This is a genomic window from Micromonospora sp. WMMD735, assembly GCF_049178995.1.
In the GTDB taxonomy this organism is placed as follows: domain Bacteria; phylum Actinomycetota; class Actinomycetes; order Mycobacteriales; family Micromonosporaceae; genus Micromonospora; species Micromonospora wenchangensis.
Map to the genome: position 1 here is coordinate 6,365,510 of NZ_JBMHMJ010000002.1, position 22,578 is coordinate 6,388,087.

General features: G+C 69.4%; 16 protein-coding genes and 2 pseudogenes. 15 read left to right on the forward strand and 3 right to left on the reverse strand.

Annotated features, from left to right (window positions below; genetic code table 11):
* Nucleotides 1-1,245: 1,245 nt before the first annotated feature.
* The 4 genes from ACN268_RS27925 (at nt 1,246) to ACN268_RS27940 (ending at nt 5,290) form a co-directional block, all read left to right on the forward strand.
* Entirely contained in the window at nt 1,246-2,133 is an 888-nt protein-coding gene (locus ACN268_RS27925; protein ID WP_421485937.1) for a replication-relaxation family protein, read from the forward strand.
* Nucleotides 2,134-2,529: 396 nt separating this feature from the next.
* Nucleotides 2,530-3,429, forward strand: a complete 900-nt coding sequence (locus ACN268_RS27930; RefSeq protein ID WP_421485938.1) for a DUF2637 domain-containing protein — start codon at nt 2,530-2,532, stop codon at nt 3,427-3,429.
* On the forward strand, nt 3,426-3,824 hold the full coding sequence (locus ACN268_RS27935) for a hypothetical protein (protein ID WP_421485939.1): 399 nt from the start codon (nt 3,426-3,428) through the stop codon (nt 3,822-3,824). Before ACN268_RS27930 ends, ACN268_RS27935 begins: the two co-directional genes overlap by 4 nt.
* On the forward strand, nt 3,821-5,290 hold the full coding sequence (locus ACN268_RS27940; protein ID WP_421485940.1) for a tyrosine-type recombinase/integrase: 1,470 nt from the start codon (nt 3,821-3,823) through the stop codon (nt 5,288-5,290). Before ACN268_RS27935 ends, ACN268_RS27940 begins: the two co-directional genes overlap by 4 nt.
* Before the next feature lie 673 nt (nt 5,291-5,963).
* On the opposite strand, the pseudogene ACN268_RS27945 reads toward ACN268_RS27940, so the two are convergent.
* Nucleotides 5,964-6,467 (reverse strand): annotated as a pseudogene (locus ACN268_RS27945) (DUF6596 domain-containing protein); the annotation flags it as partial.
* A gap of 749 nt (nt 6,468-7,216) precedes the next feature.
* Here ACN268_RS27945 and ACN268_RS27950 point away from each other — a divergent pair.
* The 5 genes and pseudogenes from ACN268_RS27950 (at nt 7,217) to ACN268_RS27970 (ending at nt 11,003) form a co-directional block, all read left to right on the forward strand.
* Nucleotides 7,217-7,528 carry a transposase gene (locus ACN268_RS27950; RefSeq protein WP_067308719.1) on the forward strand — a complete coding sequence of 104 codons (312 nt, stop codon included), beginning with the start codon at nt 7,217-7,219 and terminating at the stop codon, nt 7,526-7,528.
* On the forward strand, nt 7,525-8,451 hold the full coding sequence (locus tag ACN268_RS27955; protein WP_421482457.1) for an IS3 family transposase: 927 nt from the start codon (nt 7,525-7,527) through the stop codon (nt 8,449-8,451). The genes ACN268_RS27950 and ACN268_RS27955 overlap by 4 nt, the downstream gene beginning before the upstream one ends.
* Nucleotides 8,452-9,153: 702 nt before the next feature.
* Nucleotides 9,154-9,426, forward strand: a pseudogene (locus tag ACN268_RS27960) (hypothetical protein); the annotation flags it as partial.
* A gap of 201 nt (nt 9,427-9,627) precedes the next feature.
* On the forward strand, nt 9,628-10,209 hold the full coding sequence (locus tag ACN268_RS27965; RefSeq protein ID WP_421487013.1) for a TetR/AcrR family transcriptional regulator: 582 nt from the start codon (nt 9,628-9,630) through the stop codon (nt 10,207-10,209).
* A complete protein-coding gene (locus ACN268_RS27970) occupies nt 10,206-11,003 on the forward strand; it encodes an NAD(P)H-dependent oxidoreductase (protein WP_421485941.1) in 798 nt (265 codons plus the stop codon). Before ACN268_RS27965 ends, ACN268_RS27970 begins: the two co-directional genes overlap by 4 nt.
* 74 nt (nt 11,004-11,077) lie before the next feature.
* Here ACN268_RS27970 and ACN268_RS27975 read toward each other — a convergent pair whose 3' ends face one another.
* Entirely contained in the window at nt 11,078-12,331 is a 1,254-nt protein-coding gene (locus tag ACN268_RS27975; protein ID WP_421485943.1) for an NYN domain-containing protein, read from the reverse strand.
* Between the two features lie 285 nt (nt 12,332-12,616).
* On the opposite strand from ACN268_RS27975, the gene ACN268_RS27980 reads away from it, so the two are divergent.
* The 3 genes from ACN268_RS27980 to ACN268_RS27990 are packed head-to-tail and all read left to right on the forward strand — an operon-like array spanning nt 12,617 to nt 14,845.
* The gene (locus tag ACN268_RS27980) at nt 12,617-13,270 is read left to right on the forward strand and encodes a hypothetical protein (protein ID WP_421485944.1); all 654 of its coding nucleotides are present in this window, start codon (nt 12,617-12,619) and stop codon (nt 13,268-13,270) included.
* Nucleotides 13,267-14,529 carry a DUF6357 family protein gene (locus ACN268_RS27985; RefSeq protein ID WP_421485946.1) on the forward strand — a complete coding sequence of 421 codons (1,263 nt, stop codon included), beginning with the start codon at nt 13,267-13,269 and terminating at the stop codon, nt 14,527-14,529. The genes ACN268_RS27980 and ACN268_RS27985 overlap by 4 nt, the downstream gene beginning before the upstream one ends.
* Before the next feature lie 22 nt (nt 14,530-14,551).
* Nucleotides 14,552-14,845, forward strand: coding sequence for a DUF4326 domain-containing protein (locus ACN268_RS27990; protein WP_421485947.1), 294 nt, complete (start codon nt 14,552-14,554; stop codon nt 14,843-14,845).
* Here ACN268_RS27990 and ACN268_RS27995 read toward each other — a convergent pair.
* On the reverse strand, nt 14,835-15,725 hold the full coding sequence (locus tag ACN268_RS27995; RefSeq protein WP_421485949.1) for a hypothetical protein: 891 nt from the start codon (nt 15,723-15,725) through the stop codon (nt 14,835-14,837). The genes ACN268_RS27990 and ACN268_RS27995 overlap by 11 nt on opposite strands.
* Nucleotides 15,726-15,917: 192 nt before the next feature.
* Here ACN268_RS27995 and ACN268_RS28000 point away from each other — a divergent pair, with 192 nt between their 5' ends.
* The 3 genes from ACN268_RS28000 (at nt 15,918) to ACN268_RS28010 (ending at nt 22,458) form a co-directional block, all read left to right on the forward strand.
* Nucleotides 15,918-17,576, forward strand: a complete 1,659-nt coding sequence (locus tag ACN268_RS28000) for a glycoside hydrolase family 44 protein (RefSeq protein ID WP_421485950.1) — start codon at nt 15,918-15,920, stop codon at nt 17,574-17,576.
* A gap of 374 nt (nt 17,577-17,950) precedes the next feature.
* Nucleotides 17,951-20,644 (forward strand): RICIN domain-containing protein, encoded by a 2,694-nt coding sequence (locus tag ACN268_RS28005; protein WP_421485952.1) that lies wholly within the window; start codon nt 17,951-17,953, stop codon nt 20,642-20,644.
* A gap of 431 nt (nt 20,645-21,075) precedes the next feature.
* On the forward strand, nt 21,076-22,458 hold the full coding sequence (locus ACN268_RS28010) for a lectin (RefSeq protein WP_421485953.1): 1,383 nt from the start codon (nt 21,076-21,078) through the stop codon (nt 22,456-22,458).
* Nucleotides 22,459-22,578: the final 120 nt, after the last annotated feature.

Here is a 22,578-nt window from a genome sequence, read left to right on the forward strand (position 1 = left end):
TGATGGCGGGGACCGCTTCAACCCCACCACACGGTTAGCATCCGATCTTCGCATGATCGAGTGCATTCAACTCGGCATGAGAGGGTGGGTGAGCGTGATTTCGCCTGCTCGTGGATCTCGCCATCGGTGTGTGGGAGGTGTCGGGTAGGTGGTGCCCGATCAGGTCGAGGTCGGTCGGCTGAGCGCGCCTTCGCGCTGTAGGTGGGGTGCTGTCGGGGCGGGGCACGTCTGCGGGTCGGTCCTTGCTGTCGCTGTCCGGCATGCGGTTTTGGCCTGATGGGAAGCGGCGCCGTGGCTCTGGCTGGTCTGTCGGCGAGAGCACTGTCTCGCAATGTGAGACATCTGACCCGGCTGGTCAAGATTTTTCTGCTTGTTTCGGGCGTGGATTTGTGCTGTTGGGGTCCAGTGCGGGTTGGTGGGTGTCGGTGCGTCCGGCTGGGTCCGGAGACGTCGTGATCGGCTGCTGGTGGCGCTGGTTGACAGGGTGCTGCCGGGGGAGGCGTACTGGTACGGACATGACCGCGTGGCGGTCTGTCTGCCGGCTCCAATCGGCCAGGCTGGCGACGTTCCATGGAGGAGCGTCGCGGGTCGTTCGAGGCTCGGGGTAGGCGGATCGTCGTTGGTTTGAGTGGTAGGGGGTTCGCGATGAAGGATCTTTCTCCGGCGGATTGAGTCGACGCCCTACCGAGCCGTGATGTGGACGGCTCCCGGGCCTATGTCCCCCGCTGTGCCGTGTCGCCTGCCGACGCGGCGGTATGCCGCCCTGCTTCCGTAACTGCCGCGACCGCCCTTCTGGTGGTCGTGTCGGTCGTTGCTGTCCCCATCCGCTCTCGGGTCGACCGGATGCCCGGTCGGGTGTTGGTTGGCAAACCCACAGTGCGCTTCTCCGTGGTCCGTCGCACTGGCTGCGGATGCGTATCCCTGCGGCGTCGTGAATGTCGTCGCGCATTCTCATTTTTTCGATCAAGGAGTTGTTGTGTTCGTGGTTCATCTCCTCCCTATGCGCTCCGGCTTCGTGCTGGTGGCGGTGACAGATCCCGTTTCGGTGCCCGTTGCGGGGTCCGGGTTGGTGTCGGTGTTGAGGTCAGTCTTCAACCAGACTCCCCGACGGACCCCCTGTCGTGTCTCACATCGCTGGTCAGGTCGGCTGTCAGCGCTGTTGGCTTGTCCTGCGACAGACCCTGCATGGTTTCGGGGTCTCTCCCCCTGGGCTGGCATTCCCTACAGGAGGGGAGGTGGTGGCTGGTGGATGATCCGGTTCTTCGGGTCCAGTCCCAACTGACGGCCCGTGACCGTGTGCTGCTGGGTTGGCTGTACGACCACGGTGTGTTGACGTCGTTCCAGGTCGCGCATGCCTTGTTTCCGTCTCTGGATTTCTGTCAGCGGCGGTTGCGGACGTTGTACCGGTTGCGGTTGGTGGCGCGGTTTCGTCCGCAGCGCGCTGACGGCGGCTCGTACCCGTACCACTACGTCATCGATCAGCTCGGCGCGGAGGTCGTCGCGGCCGGTCGTGACGAGCGTCCGCCCCGTCGTGATCACGCCCGGGTGGAGCGGCGCCGTTGGACGTCCAGCCGCACCCTGGAGCATCGCCTCGGGGTGAACGGTTTCTTCACCGATCTCGCCGGCTACGCCCGCACCCACGCTGATGTCCGGTTGGGGGAGTGGTTGTCGGAGGCGGCGTGCCGGCGGTCGGGGGTGTTCACCCGGCCGGGGGATCCGGCTCTGGTGCGCGCCTACCAACCTCGGGTACGTCCGGACGGCTATGGCCTGTGGGTGGTGCGGGGTGGCCGGGTGCCGTTCTTCGTGGAGTACGACACCGGTGGTGAGCCGTTGTCGGTGTTGACCGGGAAGCTTGTCGGCTACCGGGAGTGGTTCGCCGCGATGGGGCGGGCGTGGCCGGTGTTGTTCTGGCTGCACTCCGCCGCCCGGGAGCGCAACCTACGCCGGATGTGGGCCGAGATGCCGCCGCTGGTGCCGGTGGCTACCGGTGCCCGCGACCACGCCACCACGGCGGGCCTGTGCCCCGCCGAGGCGGTGTGGGCGGTGGCCGGCGGTGACGGACAACGATCCACGCTGGCTGACCTGTCGACCTGGGTCCTCGACGACCGTGACCCGACCGGGGAGGCGGCATGACCGACGACACCTCCCCGGATCTCTTCATCGTGCGGTCGGCGTGTGCGACGGTGACGACCTCGGAGCCGTTCTGTCACTGGTCTGTCAGCGTCTCACCGGAGGCTGCTGACAGACCGGTGACAGCACCGGACAGCTCTGACAGCGAGGGGGCGGAGGTATCGTCCCGGCCTCCGCGTGGCCGGTCCGCGGACCGGCCCCGGACCGGTCCATCCCCGGTCCTGGTCCGGCACACCGGGACCGTCCCTCCCCTGATCCGGTCCGCACGTACGGGCGGACCGGGCGGACCGGGCGTGCTGGCGGTCCGGCCGGGGGAGGTGGTCGGCCACGACCGCACCCGGTGACCCGAACGCCGGCCCGGGACGAAGCCCGGTGGAGGGGTTCGTTCAGGTCGTGATCATGTTGGCGATTGGTGGGGCGGCGGGTGCGGCCAGCTTCACCCATGTCCACAACGTGGCTGCTGCTCACGGTCAGCCGGGGTGGTTGGCGTGGGCGGACGCGATTGTGCTGGAGCTGATGTCCATCGCTTCCGGCCTGGAACTGCGCCGCCGTAAACGCGCCCGAGTCTCGGTGGTGTTCCCGGCGGCGGTGTTGGCCTGCGCGGTGACGATGTCGCTCGCGGCGCAGGTCGTGGAGGCCGAGCCGTCCCCGATCGGCTGGATTGCCGCGGCCGTGCCGGCGCTCGGGTTCCTGGTCATGGTCAAGATCGCCCTCGGCTACACCAACACCCCACCCCAACCCACACCAGCCGGAACGCACCCGTCCACCGCCCGACCAGCGGAGCAGCCCATCGCCGCCGCAAGGCAGCTTCCGGCGGACCGCACCGATGCCCAGCCCGCCCTGCCGACCGGGGACTGGCGTCTGCCCGCGCGGACCGTCCACGACACCACCAGCAACGACCACCCGGACACCGGACCGGACCACCCCTGGACCGGGGGACCGGTCCGCCGGCGTCGGCCGTCGCAGCTCGGACCGTCCACCCACCCCACCGACACCGCCGTCCTGCTCCTGGTCGCCAGGCGCGCCCAGGAGGACCTCGCCGCCGAAGGCCGGCCGCTGACCCGCGCTGCCCTGGCCACCGCGCTGCGCGCTACCGGCCACACCGTGTCCAACACCCGCGCGTCCCAGCTACTGAAGATCCTCAAAGCCGACCAACCACCACCAGCCCCACCCACCGGCCAGCAGACTCCCGAACCCGCCGACCGCAGCACCCCGTCGACAGCACCAGAACCCGCCACACCTACCACCGTGCGTACCTCTGCACCGCATCCATCGCAGTCAGGAGACCCGACACCATGAACGCCCACACCACCCCGAACCATGACACCCAACCGACCAGCCCACCCCCGTCTACCAACGTGCCGTGGACCGTCGAGCGGATTCGCGCGCTCGGTGCCGCCACCACCCTGCCCACCGCTGCGGCGGTACTCGGGATCAGCCGGTCCCAGGCCTACCGCCTCGCCGCCACCGACACCTTCCCCACACCACTGATCCGCGCCGGCACCCGCATCATCGTCCCCGTCACCGGCCTCCTCCGACTCCTCCTCCTCGACCACCCCACCCCGAACCCCCACGACGGCCGGCGACTTGATCCCGTGACGGTGTCGAGCGTGGATGCAACGACCCCACCACCAGCGGACTACACCCACCACCGCTGGCGGCACCACGTCGAGCACCCCGGAGACGACCAGTGAAAGGCTCCATCTTCAAACGCTGCGGCTGCCGCGACACCACGGGCCGCCGCCTGGGACGCTCCTGCCCTGACCTGCGCCGCCCCGGCGGCGGCTGGTCCCGCAACCACGGCCAATGGCACTGGCAAATCGAAATCCCCGCCCGCAACGACGGCACCCGCCGCACACTGCGCCACGGCCCCTACCCCACCCAAACCGACGCCGACACCATCCTCGACCGCATCCGCGCCGCCCTCGCCGTCCCCGACCCCACCGACCCCCACGCCACCACCAAAACCGGCGACCTCATCGAAACCGCCGTCAAAACCGGCGCACCCATACCCACCCCCGACCAGGTCCGCCGCACCCTGCACCTCGACATCACCCCCACCGAACTCCCCACCATGGCCGACTACCTCACCGACTGGCTCGCCGGACGCAAGAACATCAAGAAAGGCACCCTGCGCTCCTACGAAGGCCACATCCGCCTCTACCTCATCCCCCACCTCGGCCACCTACGCATCGACCGGCTCCGCCCCGGCCACATCGACGCCATGTACGAAGCCATCACCGAACGCAACACCACCATCACCACCCTGCGCGCCAGCCGCGACCCGGCCAAACGTGACCAGGTCAAGAACCAGCGGATCGTCGGCCCCAGGACGATGCACGTCATCCACGCCACCCTCCGCAAGGCCCTCAACGACGCGATGCGCCGCCACCGCTACCTCGACATCAACCCCGCCCTCCTGATCGAACTACCCCGCGCCCGAGCACCAAAGCCCACCATCTGGACCGACCAACGCATCCGCACCTGGCGCGACACCGGCAAAACCCCCAGCCCCGTCATGATCTGGACCCCCGAACACACCGGACGATTCCTCGACCACACCCACGACGCCGGCGAACGCCTCTACGCCCTCTACCACCTCATCACCTTCACCGGCCTCCGCCGAGGCGAAGCATGCGGACTGCACTGGGACGACCTCGACCTCGACGCCAAAACCCTCACCGTCCGCTGGCAACTCGTCCAACAAGGCTGGGCCACCACCATCGACACCCCCAAAACCACCGACAGCGAAGCCACCATCGCCCTCGACACCGAAACCACCACCGTCCTCCGCACCCACCGCGCCCAACAGAACCGCGAACGCCTCGCCGCCGGCACCACCTGGACCAAGACCGGACTCGTCTTCACCACCCCCACCGGCGAGCGGCTCCACCCCGCCGACGTCACCGACCACTTCCACCACCTCGCCACCCAAGCCGGACTCCCACCCATCCGACTCCACGACCTCCGCCACGGCGCCGCCACCATGGGACTCGCCGCCGGCGTCCACATGAAAGTCATCTCCAACCGACTACGCCACTCCAGCCCACACTTCACCGCCACCTTCTACGGCGCCGTCCTCCCCGAACTCTCACACGCCGCCGCCGAAGCAACCGCATCAGTCGTCCCACGCCGGCGTGGGACGACGAGGCCGGCGTAAACCGCCTAAGCCTGAGTACCCGTCGTCAGCGCTGGGCCAGCCGACGGGGTCGTCGGCTGGCCGCTGCGTCAACGACTTGACCTTAGGAAAAAGAAAAGCGTGGCTAGTTGCGCCATCACCGCTGGGCCGCAGAACCCCTGCGACCAGTGCATCGATTGACGCGCCCACAGGGCGATTCGCAAGAAGGGCTTTCCTGTGCCACACCTGCGCCGCGAACGACCCGGACGCCTCGCCGCAGTGCCCGACGACGTGACCGACCCACTGCTGTGGCGCCTCGCCATCGACGTACTCGCCGCCCACCAACCCGGGCAGAACGGCAACTGCCGCAACCTGCAATGCGTTGGCCAAGTTGGCACCTGCACCGCAGCAAGGAACGCCCGCCGAGCCGTGGAGTTCGCTCGCTCAGCCGCGCGCACCTCCCACGCCCGGCCTCTTCCGCCAGGGCCACGGGTGGAACCGAGACCATTCGGTGGAAACGCCGGCCGCGAGGTTGGTTGGTTCACTCCGCCGACGTCAGTCGCCTTTACCAGGTGGCTGCCAGAGCCGGCGCCGCGACGGCAGATTTCATCATTACGATCCGTGGCGTAACCAGTACGGGCGGCTGCGCTGCGGCCCCGCACCCTCTACGGGGCACTCGACCGGCCGGCGCGGGCGGGGATCCGAGTGCGACCCGTCAGCGACGCCGACGGTCGTTGAGTCGGGCGGCCTGGCGGGTCAGGTGGTGGCGTTCGGCGAGGTTGGGGGCCTTTCGGGCCGCCTCGGCGTACAGCCGTGCCGCCGTGGCCAGGTCGCCGTCGCGTTCGTGCAGGTACGCCGCGACCGCCGTGTGGTGGGGCAGTGAGTCGTCCAGCGCCGTGAGGGCGGCCAGTCCGGCGCGGGGTCCGTCGGCCTCACCGACGGCCGCCGCGCGGTTGAGCCGGACGACCGGGCTGTCGGTCAGGCGGGCGAGCTCGTTGTACCACTCGACGATCTGCACCCAATCGGTCTCCTCGGCGGTGGGGGCGTCGGCGTGCAGTTCCGCGATGGCGGCCCGGGCCTGGAACTCGCCCAGCCGGCCGCGGGCCAGCGCCGCCTGGAGGATCTCGACGCCCTCGGCGATCAACCGGGTGTCCCACCGGCCGCGGTCCTGCTCCGCGAGGGGCACCAGGCTGCCGTCAGGCGCGGTCCGGGTGGCACGCTCTTCGTCCTGATTCCCACCATCGCGCCCGGCCCCTGGCCACCCTCGCGTTACCCACCCACCCCAGCTGGGTCAGACACAGTCTGCCGCCGCGCGCAGCCTGTTGCGGGACAGCCATGTCCGTGTCGTTCGCCGCCGGGAAGAACGGCGGGAACTGGTTCACCTCGTACCGCTCGACCCCGGAGATCCTGGCCATGGCCGGGTGGGCTGATGCTCGCACTGGTCCTGATCGTGGACTCGGCCGCGCCCTGCGCGCCGACGACACCGGCCTCTGGGCAACCCTGCTGCTCGCCACCCCTGCCGGCCTGTTCGGAGCCAACCAACTCACCCACCCGCGGCGGCGGGCCCACTCTGGCGGCCTTCGGCGCCACGACCGGGGCCATCCTTCTCACCGACGCGGCGCTGCTGGCAGTTGCCCTCGCCGGCCAAGCCGCACGACACCGCACCGTACGCCAACGAGCACTCGACAGCACCTGCTGACCGGACACGACAGCACGGGCGTGACCTCTGGAAAGCCCGAGACGCCTCCGCCGCCCGCAGCCGAGTCCCGCATCATCTGCGGGATGGCGAACGGCCTCCCGGACGGTCAGCAGGCCGCAGGGTACCCAGAATGACAATTATTGTCACACGTCTGGTGGCCTACGCCGTACTCCTTGGCTGGCGAGGTTTGCTGCGGCGGTGCTGAGCCACCCCCGCTTTCATGGAGCTTCTTGACCATGGTCTGATGGCCGTGGGGGAGGAAGTTGTCCGTGGCAGCACCGAAGAAGTACCCCGACGAACTGCGTCAGCGCGCTGTGCGCTTGTACCGCGAGTCGGACCCGAAGCCCGTGATCCGGCGCCTGGCCGAGCAGCTCGGCGTTCATCACGAGGCACTACGGAACTGGATCCGTCAGGCCGAGGCTGACGCCGACGAGCGTCACGACCGGCCGACCAGCGAGATGGCGGAAGAGAACCGCCGGCTGCGTAGGGAAGTCACCGAGCTGCGGCGGGCGAACGAGATCCTGAAGGCCGCGAGCGCGTATTTCGCGGCGGAGCTCGACCCGACCCGGCGACGGTCATGAGGTTCATCCACGAACACCGTGACCAGTTCGCGGTCGCGCTCCTGCTACGGGTCCTGAACATCGGCGCCTCGACCTACTACGCGTGGGTCAAGCAGGCCGAGCAGCCCTGCGACCGGGACGTGGTCGACCTGGGGCTGATCTCCAACATCCACGAGATCTGGGAGACCTCCGGGCGCACCTACGGCGCGGACCGGGTCCACCGGCAGTTGCGCCGCGACGGCATCTACGTGGGCCGCAAACGCGTCGAGCGGCTGATGACCGGCCAGGGTTGGCAGGGGGCGTTCCTGCGTCGAGGCTGGCGCGCCGGCTCCACGAAGCAGGATCCTCGGCACACGCCGGCGCCGGACCTGGTCGGGCGGCAGTTCACCGCCGACGGGCCGAACCGGCTCTGGGTCGCCGACGCCACCCGCATCCCCTGCGGCGAGGGCGTGTTCTGGCTCGCCGCGGTCCGCGACGTGTTCTCCCGCCGGATCGTCGGGTGGAAGACCTCCGACCGCTGCGACACCGACCTGATCCTCGCCGCCGTCGAATACGGCATCTGGTCCCGCGACGTCCGCGACGGCCAGTTGATCCACCACTCGGACAGGGGGTCGAACTATACGTCGTTCCGCTTCGCGGAACGCTTGCAGGACAACGGGATCCTGCCGTCGATGGGCTCCGTCGGCGACTCGTACGACAACGCGCTGATGGAGAACTTCTGGTCAACCCTGAAGATCGAACTCGTCTACCGCACCTCATGGCGGACCCGCGACGAGGCCGAGAACGCGATCTTCACCTACATCGACGGCTGGTACAACACCCGCCGCATCCAACGCGAACTGGGCTACCTCAGCCCGAACGAGTACGAGGCCGCCTGGCATAGCCGCCAGACCGCACCAGCCGAACCACCTATCGCCACCCCTGCACCAGCCGGCAGCAGGTAACCACCGCTCCATCAAAGCGGGGGGAACTCACCGCGCCTCCCACGGCCGGCCACCGCACCCGACACCCGGCCCACGTGGAAGCAGTGGCAACTCCCCCGGGACCTCACGTTCTTCGCGGTCGACTCCAGCACCCTCGCCGACCTCGTGCGCCGGGCCCGGGCGATCGACTACTACGACCCCACACACGGGCCAGCACGCACCGACTTCATCGAATGGTTCCTCGCTCATATCCACCCGGATGGCCGGCACATCCTCCGCCCCAGCCGCCACGACGAAACCCTGTTCCAGCCGAATGGCCCGAACGACCTACGTCAGTACCGGGCCCTGGTGACCATGAGCGACGGGACACTCATCGTCCACCACCCGCGCCTACACGCCACTGACGTCGCAGCGCTGCCCACCAACCTTCACCCACTGCGTCGCCTACAGCTTGCCGCCGTTCCGCCTCGCCGACAAGAGATCGACGCCGGCTTCTGGGCACGCCAACACCGCGCCACACACCCCACCTGCCGCGACTGCGCCGTACTCAACACATCAAACGATGTTGACGCGACGAATCAGCCTCCGAGCGAGCCGCCGGTAACCTCTTGAGGACCTCGTTCGGGCCCTCCTGTCCCATCGTGCTCAGCTCCGAAGGACGGTTACAGGTAAGAGGGTTCCTCGGTCACCCGATGCCGCCTGCCTGCACAAGATTCTCAGCGGATTGGGCAGGGGCCGAATCCGCTGTCGGTCGATGGCCGCCGTCTCGGCCTGGGCTTGCCCCGCCGGATCATCACCCTGCCGGAGCTGTCGGCGCTCCTGATGCATCCGTCCTGCGGCTACGCCGCCCGGGACACCGTGTGGCGGCTGCTGGTGCAGCACGCCTGTACCGGAGACCCGTCGTGGTGTGCCGGTGCGGTGGGCGTCGCGTTGCCGGGCCTACGGTTCAAGGCGTACCTGCTGGCGAAGCTGTTCACCGGTGATGTGCAGGCTGCTGCCATGAGCAGCGGAAACAACCACACCGACCGGGCATGGATGTGTACCGCGCGGCCGGCTGCCGCCGTCGTGTTCACCGGAGCGAAGATCCATCTCCGATCCGAAGTTACCTATGGTAACTTACTAGAGGTAACTTATGGCGATCATGGTATGGAAGGGGTTCGGGTGAGTGAGCTGCCGGCGGCCGGCCCGCGCCGCAGGATGTCCAAGCAGCAGCGGCACACCCAACTACTGCAGGTCGCCCGCGAGCTCATCCGCGACGCCGGCACCGGCGAGTTCACCCTCGCCCGGCTCGCCGACCGCGCCGGAGTGACCAAACCCCTGGTCTACGACCACTTCGGCGACCGAGGCGGCCTCCTTGCCGAGCTGTACCGCGAGTTCGAGGCCCGCCAGCGCGAGACGCTGCGTGCCGCGCTCGAGGAAGCCGAGCCCGACCTGCCGAGAGTGGCGTACCTGGTTGCGGGGGCCTACATCGACTGCTGCCTTGCCGAAGGCCGAGAGCTGGCCGACGTCGTCGCCGCGCTGACTGGCTCAGCCACCCTCAACCGGCTACGCCAGGAGGCCGAAGAGGCCTACCTCGACATGTGCCGCGAGGCACTCGTGCCCCTGGCCGGCCCCATCGACACGGCAGGATTGCAGGCCATCGTCGGCGCCGGCGACGCCCTCGCCCGCAGCACCCTCGACAACCGGATCAGCCCCGAGCGCGCCCGCGACGCGCTTGCCCGCGTCGTCACGGCGGTCGCCACCGAGAACCGACACCCCACGAGCGAGGAGACCCGATGACGATCACCCACACCCCCGAGGCAGGCAACGCCCTCTGGGTGTACGCGCATCCCCGCCGGGAATCCTTCAACGCTCACCTCCTCCGGGTGGGCACCGAGGCTCTGGCCGCTCGCTACCGGGTGCAGACGTCCGATTTGTACGCGCAGGGCTTCGACCCCGTTCTCAGCGACCGCGACCTCGGTGAGCTGGCCGCGAATCCCGGCAACATCGCCGAACTGGCCGGCGAGGCGTACGCCCGGGGCGAACTGCCCGCCGACGTGCGCGACGAGCAGGCGAAACTGGCCGCGGCCGAGCTGTTGGTCATCCAGTTCCCGTTGTGGTGGTACGGGCCGCCCGCGATCCTCAAAGGTTGGTTCGACCGAGTACTCACCAGTGGATTCGCGTACGGTGACCTCGATGGCGATGGGCTGCCGCGCCGCTACGGCGACGGCGGCCTCGCCGGACGCCGGGCGTTGATCGTGGTGACCGCCGGCGAAGACGCCGCATCGATCGGCCCGCGCGGCATCAGCGGCGACATCGATTCCCTGCTGTTCCCCGTCACCCACGGTGTGCTCTGGTACGTCGGCATCGACGTGGTCGACCTGCACGTCGTCCACGACGCCGACAGTCTGGACACCGCCGCTGTCGAACGCGAGACCACGCGACTACGAGAGCGGCTGCGCACCGTCGACACCGAGCCCACGCTGCCGTTCCGACGCCTGCGCGATGGCGACTACCACGGGACCCGGGCCCTCCGCGAGGATCTACTGCCAGGGCGTACCGATCTCGGCATTCACTCCGCCAACGGCGCCTGAGAGAAGCTCACGGGCAGCGCCGGCGTTGCCCACCACGTCAGCCTGAGCGCTGAATCGGGAGTAGCAGGTGTCGTTCAGTGGTCGTCCTGGATCCACGCGCACACCGCAGCCCGCTCCGCCTCCGACAACTCCATCCGGGCGTTGACCGTCAGCCGCAGCACGTTACCGGCGAACTCCGAGGCGAGGTTCGCCGCGTCGTGCCGGGCGTCCCGCCAGTCGACCCCGCTGTACTTCAGGCCGATGAGCACGAAGTGAATCGCGCTTCTCGTGACCGTGTGTCCCCGCCGGCCGCACGCCTCACGGATCACCTCCTCCGCCTGCGCCTGTGGTAGGGCGGGGTTGGCGCGGCCCTCGTCGGCGATCGACCGGAACAGGGCCCGATAGGCGTCCGTGCCGATCAGCGGTGCTCCGACGACTCGGCTCACTCGTTCGGCGATCTCCGGCGCGCTCGAGGGCTTGAGCAGTTCGTGCCTGGCCGGGTCGAGCAGCCAGCCGGGGTGGCGCGGCTCCAACACCAGGCTGTCGCTCTGGATCGTCGTGACGAACTGCTTGAACCCGCCCGCCCCGGCCCAGTTTGTCGTCGCCTCCCGTCCCAGGGCCTTGCGGACGTAGTGTGCTGCGGAGGCAAGGTCGACCGGTGTCGTCGACTGTGCCACAAGATGCCGCACCGTCGCCTCGATGCGGTTTCGCACGCTGTCGCTGTCGCGGTTGGCCAGCACGGCGGTGGTCGCGCGTGGTTGCGGCACGGGGGTGCGGGCCTGCTCCACTCCGGCTTGCGAGGGGCTCAGGCCCAAGGCTTCCTCGATGAACATGATGTCCGGAATCGCGAAGTCGCACACCGACTGCAGCGCGGCGGCGGTCGGCCCGCTCACCAGCATTGCCGAAGTCCGGTCGTGCTCCCGCAGCCGCATGAACACCGGGGTGAAATCGGCATCGGTCGAGAGGACGACGAAGTCGTCGAACCGGGTTGGGTGGGTGAGGGTGTCGAGGATGTCGAGCACCATGTGAATGTCGGCACTGTTCTTGCCCATACTCGTCAGCGACGGGCAGTCCACGACCCGGAACCCGGCCCGGGTGAAGTATGAACGGAACTTGCCGGAATGGCTCGGCTCCAGGTAGCAGATCCGGCGTAGCAGCATCCGCGGGACCTCGTCGTCGTCGACCCGGAACGGGCCGAGATCCTGCTCCATCCACCGCACCCAGCGGCCCGGGTCAGTGGCGAACGCCGCAGCCGCGTCGGGGCTCGAGTTGCGCAGACCGATGTACACGTTCTCGAAGTCGACGAACAGCGCCGCACGGCGATACGAATCGAGCTGGCCTTCGGCCATGCGCCACCTCCGGGGATGTGAGCTGTTCGACCATAGACGGCCGAGGACGTGCCCGACGTCGACCCCTCGCCCCCTGAACCCGGCGCACAGGGGCCGTCGGACCGTCCGGCTTCCGGTGTCCCTGTCCGGACCGACGATGGCCGTCCCCGGTTCGTCGCCGCGTCGACCCGCGTCCGGTCCCGGGCTCGTCGTCTGCGCGCGGCACGTCTGTGACCAGGGCCGCAGGCGGGTCCGCCCTGATCAACTACCCTGGCGGGACGTATCCACCGAACCGGAGGACGAACCATGGCCCGTCCCTACCAGCCCGGACCGAAACAGTTTGTCTTCACCACCGGCGACGGCGACGACCAGCAGGTCGCGGTGGGTGACCCCCAGGAGGCGTACATGGCCTTCTCCGCGTTCTTCCGGGGGCGGGAGGCCGAGACCTACACCATCAGGGACGAAGAGGCGGGGCAGAGTTTGGTGCTCATGCCCCGTCAGGGGGTGATCTCCCGGATCAGGGGAGCGGACCAGCCCCGGGCGGAACATTTCCGGGCCGGCCGGGCCAACCGCTACCTGCCGAGCGCCATGCTGTTCTTCGAGAACGGCTACGCCGGCCTCGACCGCTTCGGTCAGTGGTTCTCCGACCTCTCCGACCTCGACGCGTCGCCGGAGACCCGGGGTGCCGCCTTCGCCGCGACGATCACGACGGAAGAGGCGGCCCTCCAGGAGGTCGCCCGGATCTGGGCGGACTCCGGCTGTGTCGACCCGAGCGACCGGTACTACGTCTTCTTCCACACGCATGACGTCGACGAGGACCGGGCCGAACGGGCCACGGTGCTGAAACTGATCGAGTTTCTCGGTCTGGAACGGGTCGACGCACCGGCCGGGGCCACCGGGGGTGAGGTGTGGGTGCGCACCGATCCGCGCCTCGAGGTCGAGTGTGCGCGGTGGTCGTGAGCGACGTCGTCTTCGCGCGTGGCGGCTGGCTTCCGCGGGTGATCCGCGAGGACGGCGGGCTGAGGCTGATGCTCGCCGCCGGGGCCGACGCCAACCACGAGCCCCGGACCTTCACGTTTCCGGTCGCCGCGGCCCATCTTGCGGTGATCCGGGAGGACCTGGCCCGACACCTGCTGCTGTGGAGCGCCGTTCTGCCGCTGTGTGACGCGGCCGGAACCCGGGGCCGGCTCGACGAGAACGCCGCCGTCGCGCTCCTGGATCCGGTTCTGCTCGCCCCGCCCGGGGAGGTCGACGCGCTCTTCCGACGGATCGGGTGGGACCGGGGCCGGCTCGTCGCCCATGGGGCCGACCTCGATCTGCTCGACCGGGGTCAGCTCTGTGCGGCGCTGCGCTCGGCGACGGAGCGGGCGGACGAGAAGCGGGTTCAGGAGTACCACGCGGAGCGTCGTCGCGCCGAGCGGGGCGTCGTCCTCGGGCCGCTCGACGCGCAGGTTCTGCGGTACACGGGCCAGTATCTGCACGGGGCGACCCTGCCGAGACGGCTGCCCGACGCCGTCGACCCCGCACTGTTGCCGGAGGTCCTGCGGGTGATCGCCACCGCCGAGCAGGCGGCTGCCGGGATGCGGATCGGTCTCGACCCGCGCCGGGGGAACCGGGCGACCGACAAGCGGGACTGGGACCGGCTGGCGTCGACGGTGGAGGCGGCCCTGCGTCGCGCCTACCCGGGGCTCGCCGACGACGCGGTGCGTACGGTGAGCTTCCTGATGTGCTCGGAGGCCGCGGACCGCGCCCGGAGCACGCCTGTCGACGATGACGACGGGACTCTCGGCGACCACGCCGACGCCGGCGGGGGTACGCGCAGGACGACCCTGTCGTTCACCGACGACAAGGGCGGCGCGAAGACGTGGGTACGGGACGGTTCGCGGTCCGCCTCCGCCGAGTTCTGGCAGTTCGTCGCCGATCGCTCCGCCGCGGACAACGAGGTGTTCACCATCGAGGACGAGGAGCGCGGTGAGGGGGTCCAGTTGCACTTCTACGCGGACTCCCTCGCCCGGATCACGACGGTGCGCCAGGGTGACGGCGGGGCGGACCCGCAGTACCGGGTCGAGTACAGCCTGGTCGACGGGATCGGCGGGTACCGGACGCTGGTGAGCACCTTCATCCGTGGTGGCTGCGCCGCACTCGACCGGTACGGTCCCTGGATGGCGGATGTCGCCGAGTTCGAACGGGCGCGACGTCAGCGCGACGACGCCCGGTAGCCCGACGGGAAGGCGGGGGAGGGTGGCGCAGTCACGGGTTCGCGTGCAGGGGGACCTCTACCACCCGGTGGTGCCGGCCGGTGCCGTCTACGTCGGGCGGCAGGGGTTCGGGTTGCGGCGTTCTCCGTGGGCCAATCCGTTCAGCCTTCGTGAGCACGGCCGGGCCGAGGCGTTGCGGCTGTACCGGCAGTGGCTGACCGGGCAGCCGGAGCTGGTGCAGCGGGCGCGGCGGGATCTGGCCGGGAAGCAGTTGGCGTGTTGGTGCCGGGCGGAGGACCCCTGTCATGCCGACGTGTTGACCGAGGTCATCGGTTGACGCGTAGCCGGTACCGGGTGGCGGACCGGCGCGGCGCGTAGACGCCGCCGATGCTGAACGACTGCGGCCTCGCCGCCTGGTTGCCTACGTAGAAGGCCACGTCCCGGTCGGCGGCGCAGAGCTGGGTGAGGAACCTGTGTCGGAGCCGGTCTGCGGCCTCGGCGTCGGTGAGCTGCGTCAGGCGATGTTGCAGGGCGACGAACTCCCAGTCCCAGAGGGTCTGCCGGTGTCCTCGGCATCGGCGGTCCGCGCACCGGTAGCGGTAGGTGCCGGTGAATCGCGGTGCCTCCGGAGGGCTGCGCCTGGACGGCTCCAGCAGGTCGAGCTGGTTGAGGTAGCTGGCGATCTTTCTGCGGTCCTCCGGCGACCAGCCGTCCCGTCGTTCGACCTTCAGGCTGGCGACGTCGGCGACGCGGACCAGGGCGATCGATCGTGCGCCGTGGTCGTCACGGGCCCGTTCGTTGAGTCGGCACATGGAGTCCTCGACGAGCGGGTCGAGAAGGGTGCGACGGGACCGCCCGCCGGCGAGGTGCTGCTCGGTGGTGATGGTGTCCACGATCGGCCGCCAGCTCTCGCGGCGTGGGTCCCGACGGGCCGGCAGCGCGTCGAGGTGGACGATGTCGTACGGGCGGAACCTGCTGTCGGCGGCGAGTTCGCGGAAGTGGATCGGGTAGAGCCGGATCCACCCCGTCCAGGGCGGGGCCAGGCTGAGCGCGCCGACGCAGACCGTCTCGCCGTAGCTGGTGGAGGGGTGGGGTGCCGTCTTCACGGTGATCAGGAGGCGGAGCGTCACCGGCCGGGTGAGGACCGGCCTCGGGGGTGGCGGCACGTCGGTGCTCGGCCCCCACAGCGGAAGTTGTTCCAACGGAACCACCACCATCGCCCAATGTGTCCGGATGGACACGTGCAGCTACAGGGACAGCTTCGCATCGATATCGATGAGGTGCCACCCCGCTCGTCCGGTCAATTGAGATCGTCGCTCGTCGATTCCTGGAATCGATTGACTTGATAGGGGTGACCCGTAATGTGGAGGGGGTTCGGCCTGGTGGCCGATCGGTGACAGGAGGCTCCGATGGGTGTGCGACGACGGCGTCAGCCACGACCGGCAACGGCGATCGGGGTGGCCGGATCTCTCGTGGTGGGGCTGCTGGCGACCCAGGCCGGTGTCGGCCCGGCCGCGGCTGCCGCCGACGGGCCCACCCTGACCGTGGACGCCTCCGCCGCCCGGCACCGGATCAGCCCCGACATCTACGGCATGAACGGCGGGGACCCGGCGCTCGTCGCCGAACTCGGCACCCCGGTGGCCCGCTGGGGCGGCAACGCGAGCAGCCGTTACAACTTCCGGAACCACACCTACAACACCGGCAGCGACTGGTATTTCGAGAACATCGTGGCCGGGCCGGACAACACGGTCGAGGCGTTCGTGCGGCGCAACCGGGAGCACGGCACGAAACAGGTGGTCGCCGTGCCGTTGATCGGCTGGGTGGCGAAGGACTCGCCCTCGTCGCACCCGTTCGCCTGCGGCTTCCCCGCCACCCGCTTCCCGGAGCAGGACTCGTTCGACCAGTGGGACCCCAACTGCGGCAACGGCCGGCACGCCGACGCGAACCTGACCGGCGCGGTGCCCACGGACACCTCGATCCCGGCCGGTCCGTCCTTCGCGGGGGAGATGGTGTCGCACCTCGTGAACCAGTTCGGCCCGGCGGCCCGGGGCGGCGTGTCGATCTACGAACTCGACAACGAGCCGGTCCTGTGGAGCTCCACCCACCGCGACGTGCACCCCGAGCCGGTGAGCTACGACGAACTGGGCGGCAAGGGCACGGCGACCGCCGCGGCCATCAAGGCCGCCGACCCGCGTGCGGCGGTGCTCGGCCCGTCCGGCTGGGGCTACTGCGAGTGGGTGGCGTCCGGGCTGGACGGGTGCGCGCCCGGCGCGGACGCGGCGGCGCACGGCGGGCTCAACCTCTCCCAGTGGTACCTGAAGAACATGAAGGACTTCAGCGACGCCCACGGCGGCAGGCGCTTCCTCGACTACTTCGACCAGCACTACTACCCGCAGATCAGCGGTGGCAAGGACCCGGATTCCAACGCGCTGCGGCTGCGGTCCACCCGGTCGCTGTGGGACCCGACGTACGTCGACGAGTCGTGGATCGGCCCCGGCGGGGTGAACGCGCCGCCGTTGCAGTTCATCCGCCAGATGAAGGCGTGGGTCGCCCGGTACTACCCCGGCACGAAGGTCGCCATCACCGAATACAACTGGGGTGCGCTGGACGACATCAACGGCGCGCTCGCCCAGGCCGACGTGCTCGGCATCTTCGGGCGCGAGGGGCTGGACCTGGCCACCATCTGGGGCGAGCCGAAACCGACCGACCCCGGGGCGTACGCCTTCCGGATGTACCGCAACTACGACGGCGCCGGCGGCAGGTTCGGCGACGTGAGCGTGTCGGCGGCCAGCAGCGACCAGGGGCAGCTCGCGGTCTACGCCGCGCAACGCTCGTCCGACCGGGCGCTCACCGTCATGGTGGTCAACAAGACCGACCGGGACCTGACCTCCCGGACCGCGCTCGCCGGCCTCCGCGGCGGGGACCGGGTGCAGCGGTTCAGCTACGGCCCTGCCGACCTCACCTCGATCGTCCGGGGCGAGGACCTCCGGGTGCACCGGGGCGGCGTCAGCGCGACGTACCCGGCGAACTCGGTGACGCTGCTCGTTGTGCCGCACCGTCGGCGCTGAGGCCGCGCGGAGACCCGGACAGCACCGACGGTGGGTGCCGTCGATCACGATTACGCATAGGCGGTTGACAATTGGTGGTTGCCTCCGCCGATTCCGACGCCTACGCTTCAGGCAGCATTCCGTGACCACGGGCAGGAGCGTGTGCGCGGGCGACGGGAGTTCCCGGTGGCAGGGAATGACCCCGAGCCTCGCACGTGGACCCTGCCGCCGTCGGTCACGGCATCTTCCCCAGGAACCCGCCAACGGTCGAACCGCCGGGAGCGCGCACGCCTCCCGCCGGGTCGGTCCATGTTCGTACGGCGGGTTCACTGTCGCACCCCCGGGACGGTTGTCCAGCGGACATGGCTGTGGGCGGCATGCGAAAGGACAGGTACGTGAACCCAGCCCTCTCCCTCGTGCGAAGGTCGCTGCTGACAGGTGCGCTGCTCGTCGCGGCCGCCGTGCCGGCCGTGATCGCGCACCCGCTGTCGGCCTCGGCCGCCGTCCAGGCGACGTACTACGTCGCGCCGGACGGCAGTGACAGCAACCCGGGCACCCTCGAGTCCCCGTTGCGGACGATGCAACGCGCGCGGGACGTGGTGCGTACTGTTAACGCGAACATGGCCGGCGACATCCAGGTCTACCTGCGTGGCGGCCGGTATCCGGTGAGCAGCACCATCGAGTTCGGTGCGGCCGACTCCGGCAGCAACGGCTACCGGGTCAGCTATTCCGCCTACCCCGGCGAGACCCCGGTGCTCGACGGCGGCGTTCCGGTCACCGGGTGGACCCAGCACAGCGGGAACATCTGGAAGGCGCCGCTGGACCGGGCCAACAAGCTGCGCGCGCTCTACGTCAACGACAAGCGGGCCGTCATGGCGACGAAGACGGTCGGTTCGGCGGGCTGCTACGGGACGTACAACGTCACGGCCGGGCAGGCCGCGTGGGCCTGGGAGTCGGGCTCGCAGTGCGACGGCGCGAAGTACAACCTGAACGACTTCCCGGCCGTCGCCCGCAACGCCGAGGACATCGAGATCGAGACGGCGACCACCTGGACCACCGCCATCGTCGGGGTACGCCAGGTGACCTCCGACGGCGCGAACCGGGTGGCGCTGTTCCAGCAGCCGGGTGCCGCCATCGCCCAGGGCGCGTTCAACGGCAACGCCCAGAGCGGCGGCAGCCACAAGCTGATGAACGCCTACGAGTTCCTGGACGCGCCCGGGGAGTTCTTCTTCGACAAGGGCAGCAGGACGCTCTACTACTACAAGAGCAGCGCCGAGAACATGACGACCGCGTCGGTGTTCGCGCCGAACAACGTGACCACCCTGCTGCGGGTCGCCGGCACCTCGACGGGCAACCACGCCCGCAACATCACGTTCGCCGGGCTCACCGTGCAGCACTCCGACTGGAACCTGTTCACCGTCGCCGGTTCGTCGTTCAAGCAGGCGCAGCAGGGCAACCTCGGGGCGCAGGCGTACGCGAAGCGGAACTTCCACGACTACTACTACCGCAACGTCGACGTCACCCCGGGCATGATCCAGGTGGAGAACGCCGACGGCATCCTGTTCAGCCGCAACCGCGTCCAGCACAGCGGCGCCGACGGCGTCAACATGGTCAACGACGTGCAGAACAGCCAGTTGACCGGGAACGTCACCAACGACATCGCGGGTTCCGCGATCACCGTCGGCCACCCCCAGCACGTCTACATCGGCGACGGCACGTCGACCAACCGGGAGAAGTGGCTGCCGCAGGTCGAGGGGCTGCCGAAGAACATCGAGATCAAGAACAACTACCTGTACGACAGCGCGGTGCTGTTCAACGGGCACAGCCCCATCTCGGCGTACTTCGTGGACACCCTGACGATCCAGCGCAACCGGATCGAGAAGTCGCCGTGGTCGGGCATCACGCTCGGCTGGGGCTGGTGGAACTTCGACGGGTCATCGGGCTCGATCGCGCCGAACCGGCCCACCACGACGGCCCGGAACAACACCATCAGCTACAACCACATCATCGACACGGTGCAGCGGCTCAGCGACACCGCGCCCATCTACACCCTCGGTGCCCAGCCGGGGACGACGATCACCAACAACTACCTGCAGGGTGTGCCGTCCGGGCACAAGTACGGCCTGCACCCGGACGAGGGGTCGGCGTACATCACGTTCCGGGACAACGTGCTGAGCGTGGACAAGAACATCACCTGGATGATCAACTCCGACGACTTCGGGCGCAAGCACGACCTGAGCATCACCCAGATCTACGGCCCGATCAACAAGGTGTCGAACAAGAACCTGCCGAACAGCACGGTCAACGACATCCTGGTGTCGTCCGACTACGTCTGGCCGGCTACGGCGTACGGCATCGCGGCCAACTCCGGGCTGGAGGACGCGTACCGGGACATCATCCCGGCGGCGAACCTCTCCCTGCCGAACTACGTGCTGCCCGCCAGCACCTTCGTCACCAGCGCCTCGGCGACCATCCCGATCCGCAGCACCGGCGACGCGGGAAGGACGGTCTGGCTGGCCCCGGCCGGCACGACCACCTTCACCGCCGGCCCGACGATGACCCGGGCGGCGGGCACCGCCACCTCCATCGCGGTGCCGACCAACCAGGGTGAGTACCGGCTGTTCGTGGTGGACGCCCAGGGCAACCGGTCGGCCGAGTCCAGCTCGCTGGTCCGCCAGCAGGGCACCGGCAGCGGCCAGCAGGGTGGCCGGCTGGTGGGCGGGCAGTCCGGCCGCTGCGTCGACGTGCCCAACGCCAGCACCACCAACGGCACCCAGGTGCAGTTGTGGGACTGCACGGGCGGCACCGGGCAGCAGTGGACGTACACCAGCGGCAAGCAGTTGACCGCGTACGGCAACAAGTGCCTGGACGCGAACGGTGCGGGTACGACCAACGGCACCACGGTCATCATCTGGGACTGCCACGGCGGCACCAACCAGCAGTGGAACCTCAACGCCAACGGCACCCTGACCAACGCCCAGTCGGGGCTCTGCCTGGACGCGAACGGCGCGGCGACCGCCAACGGCACGAAGATCATCCTCTGGTCCTGCAACGGCGGGACCAACCAGCAGTGGAGCCTGCGCAACTGACCGGCGTCCCCGGGGCCGGGTCGGCCCGGCCCCGGGGGAACCGCTGCGTGACCTGCGGTTCGCCGCCGTCGGGCGGCCGACCCCGAGTCGCAACCGACCCGACACAGCATTGACATATTTCACTGTTCGACCTAGGGTCTTGCCGAATCGATTCGACGTCCGGTGCCACTGCTCCGGGCCTCGGCCGGTGGCGTCCGGGCGCGACATGGACCACCGATCGGTTCGACGACCAGTCGGTCCTGCCGGGCAGCGGGACCATCGGCTGGCAGCTGCGGCGACGAGCCGGCCGGCGTCGTGTGCGCATCGTGCGTCTCCTGGTGTTCCGTCCTTGGCGGGTGCGGTCAGCGGGAGCACGTCGGGCGCGACACGTCGGGATCGGCGTGGACCCCGTACCCCCGAACCAGTCCATGACGAGTGGCAGGAGCCCCCTCATGACAAGGCGCAGACCCATCCTCGGTTCCCTCGCGGCGGCGGCCCTCGTCGTGACCGTGGGCGTGACGACCCTCGCCGGCGACCCCGGCACCACCGCCGCGGCGGCCGGTGTCTCGGCAGCCGCCGCGACCGCCGGGTGCGGCAAGGCACCCACGTTGACCAGCGGCCAGCGGAGCATCCAGAGCAGCGGCCAGAACCGCAGCTTCATCCTCCGGATCCCCGACAACTACGACCGCAACCACCAGTACCGGCTGATCTTCGGCTTCCACTGGAACGGCGGCACCGCCAACGACGTCGACGGGGGCGGGTCGGACGGGGCCGCCTGGTCCTACTACGGGCTGCGCCAGCAGGCGAACAACAGCACGATCTTCGTGGCCCCGCAGGGCAACGGCAACGGCTGGGCCAACCCCGGCGGCCAGGACGTCACCTTCGTCGACGACATGGTCCGGCTGATCGAGAACGACCTGTGCGTCGACACGACGCAGTTGTTCGCGCTGGGCTTCAGCTACGGCGGCGGGATGAGCTACTCGCTGGCCTGCTCCCGGGCGAACGTCTTCCGGGCCGTCGCGGTCTACTCCGGCGGGCAGCTCAGCGGGTGCAGCGGCGGCAGCCAGCCGATCGCCTACATGGGCATCCACGGCATCGGGGACCCGGTGCTCAACGTCTCGGCCGGCCGGTCCCTGCGGGACACCTTCGTGCGCAACAACGGGTGTACGGCGCAGAGCCCGCCCGAGCCGCGCGCCGGCAGCCTGACCCACATCACCACCACCTACTCCGGCTGCCGCTCCGGCTACCCGGTCGTGTGGGCCGCGTTCGACGGCGGGCACACCCCGGGCCCGGTCGACGGTGGCGGGGACAGTGGCGTGCGGACCTGGACCAAGGGTGAGGTGTGGCGGTTCTTCACCCAGTTCGGCGGCACCACTCCGACGCCGACCCCGACGGTGACGCCGACCGGCAACCCGACCACCCCGCCCCCGACCACCCCGCCGCCGTCCGGTACGGGCGCGCTGCGCAACTCGTCCTCGGGGCGCTGCCTGGACGTCAACGGCGGCGCGCAGACCAACGGCTCGGCGGCGATCATCTGGGACTGCCACGGGCAGGCCAACCAGAGCTGGACCTCGACGGCCGCCCAGGAGCTGCGGGTCTTCGGCGGCAAGTGCCTGGACGTCAACGGCGCGGCCACCGCCAACGGCAGCTCGGTGATCATCTGGGACTGCAACGGCCAGGCCAACCAGCGGTGGCGGTTCAACGCCGACGGCACGATCACCGCCGTCGGCTCGGGCCGCTGCCTGGACGTGGTGGGCAGTGGTACGGCCAACGGCACGCGTACCCAGATCTGGGACTGCAACGGCAGCGCCGGCCAGCGGTGGAGCCGAACCTGAGCCGTTCGGACGTCAGCGGAGGCCATCGGTGGTACCACGTCGCCCCGGCGGGACCTCGCATTGATGCGATTCTATGCATAGGGTCACTGCTGTACGAGGTGGGTCGAGGTGACCCGCCGG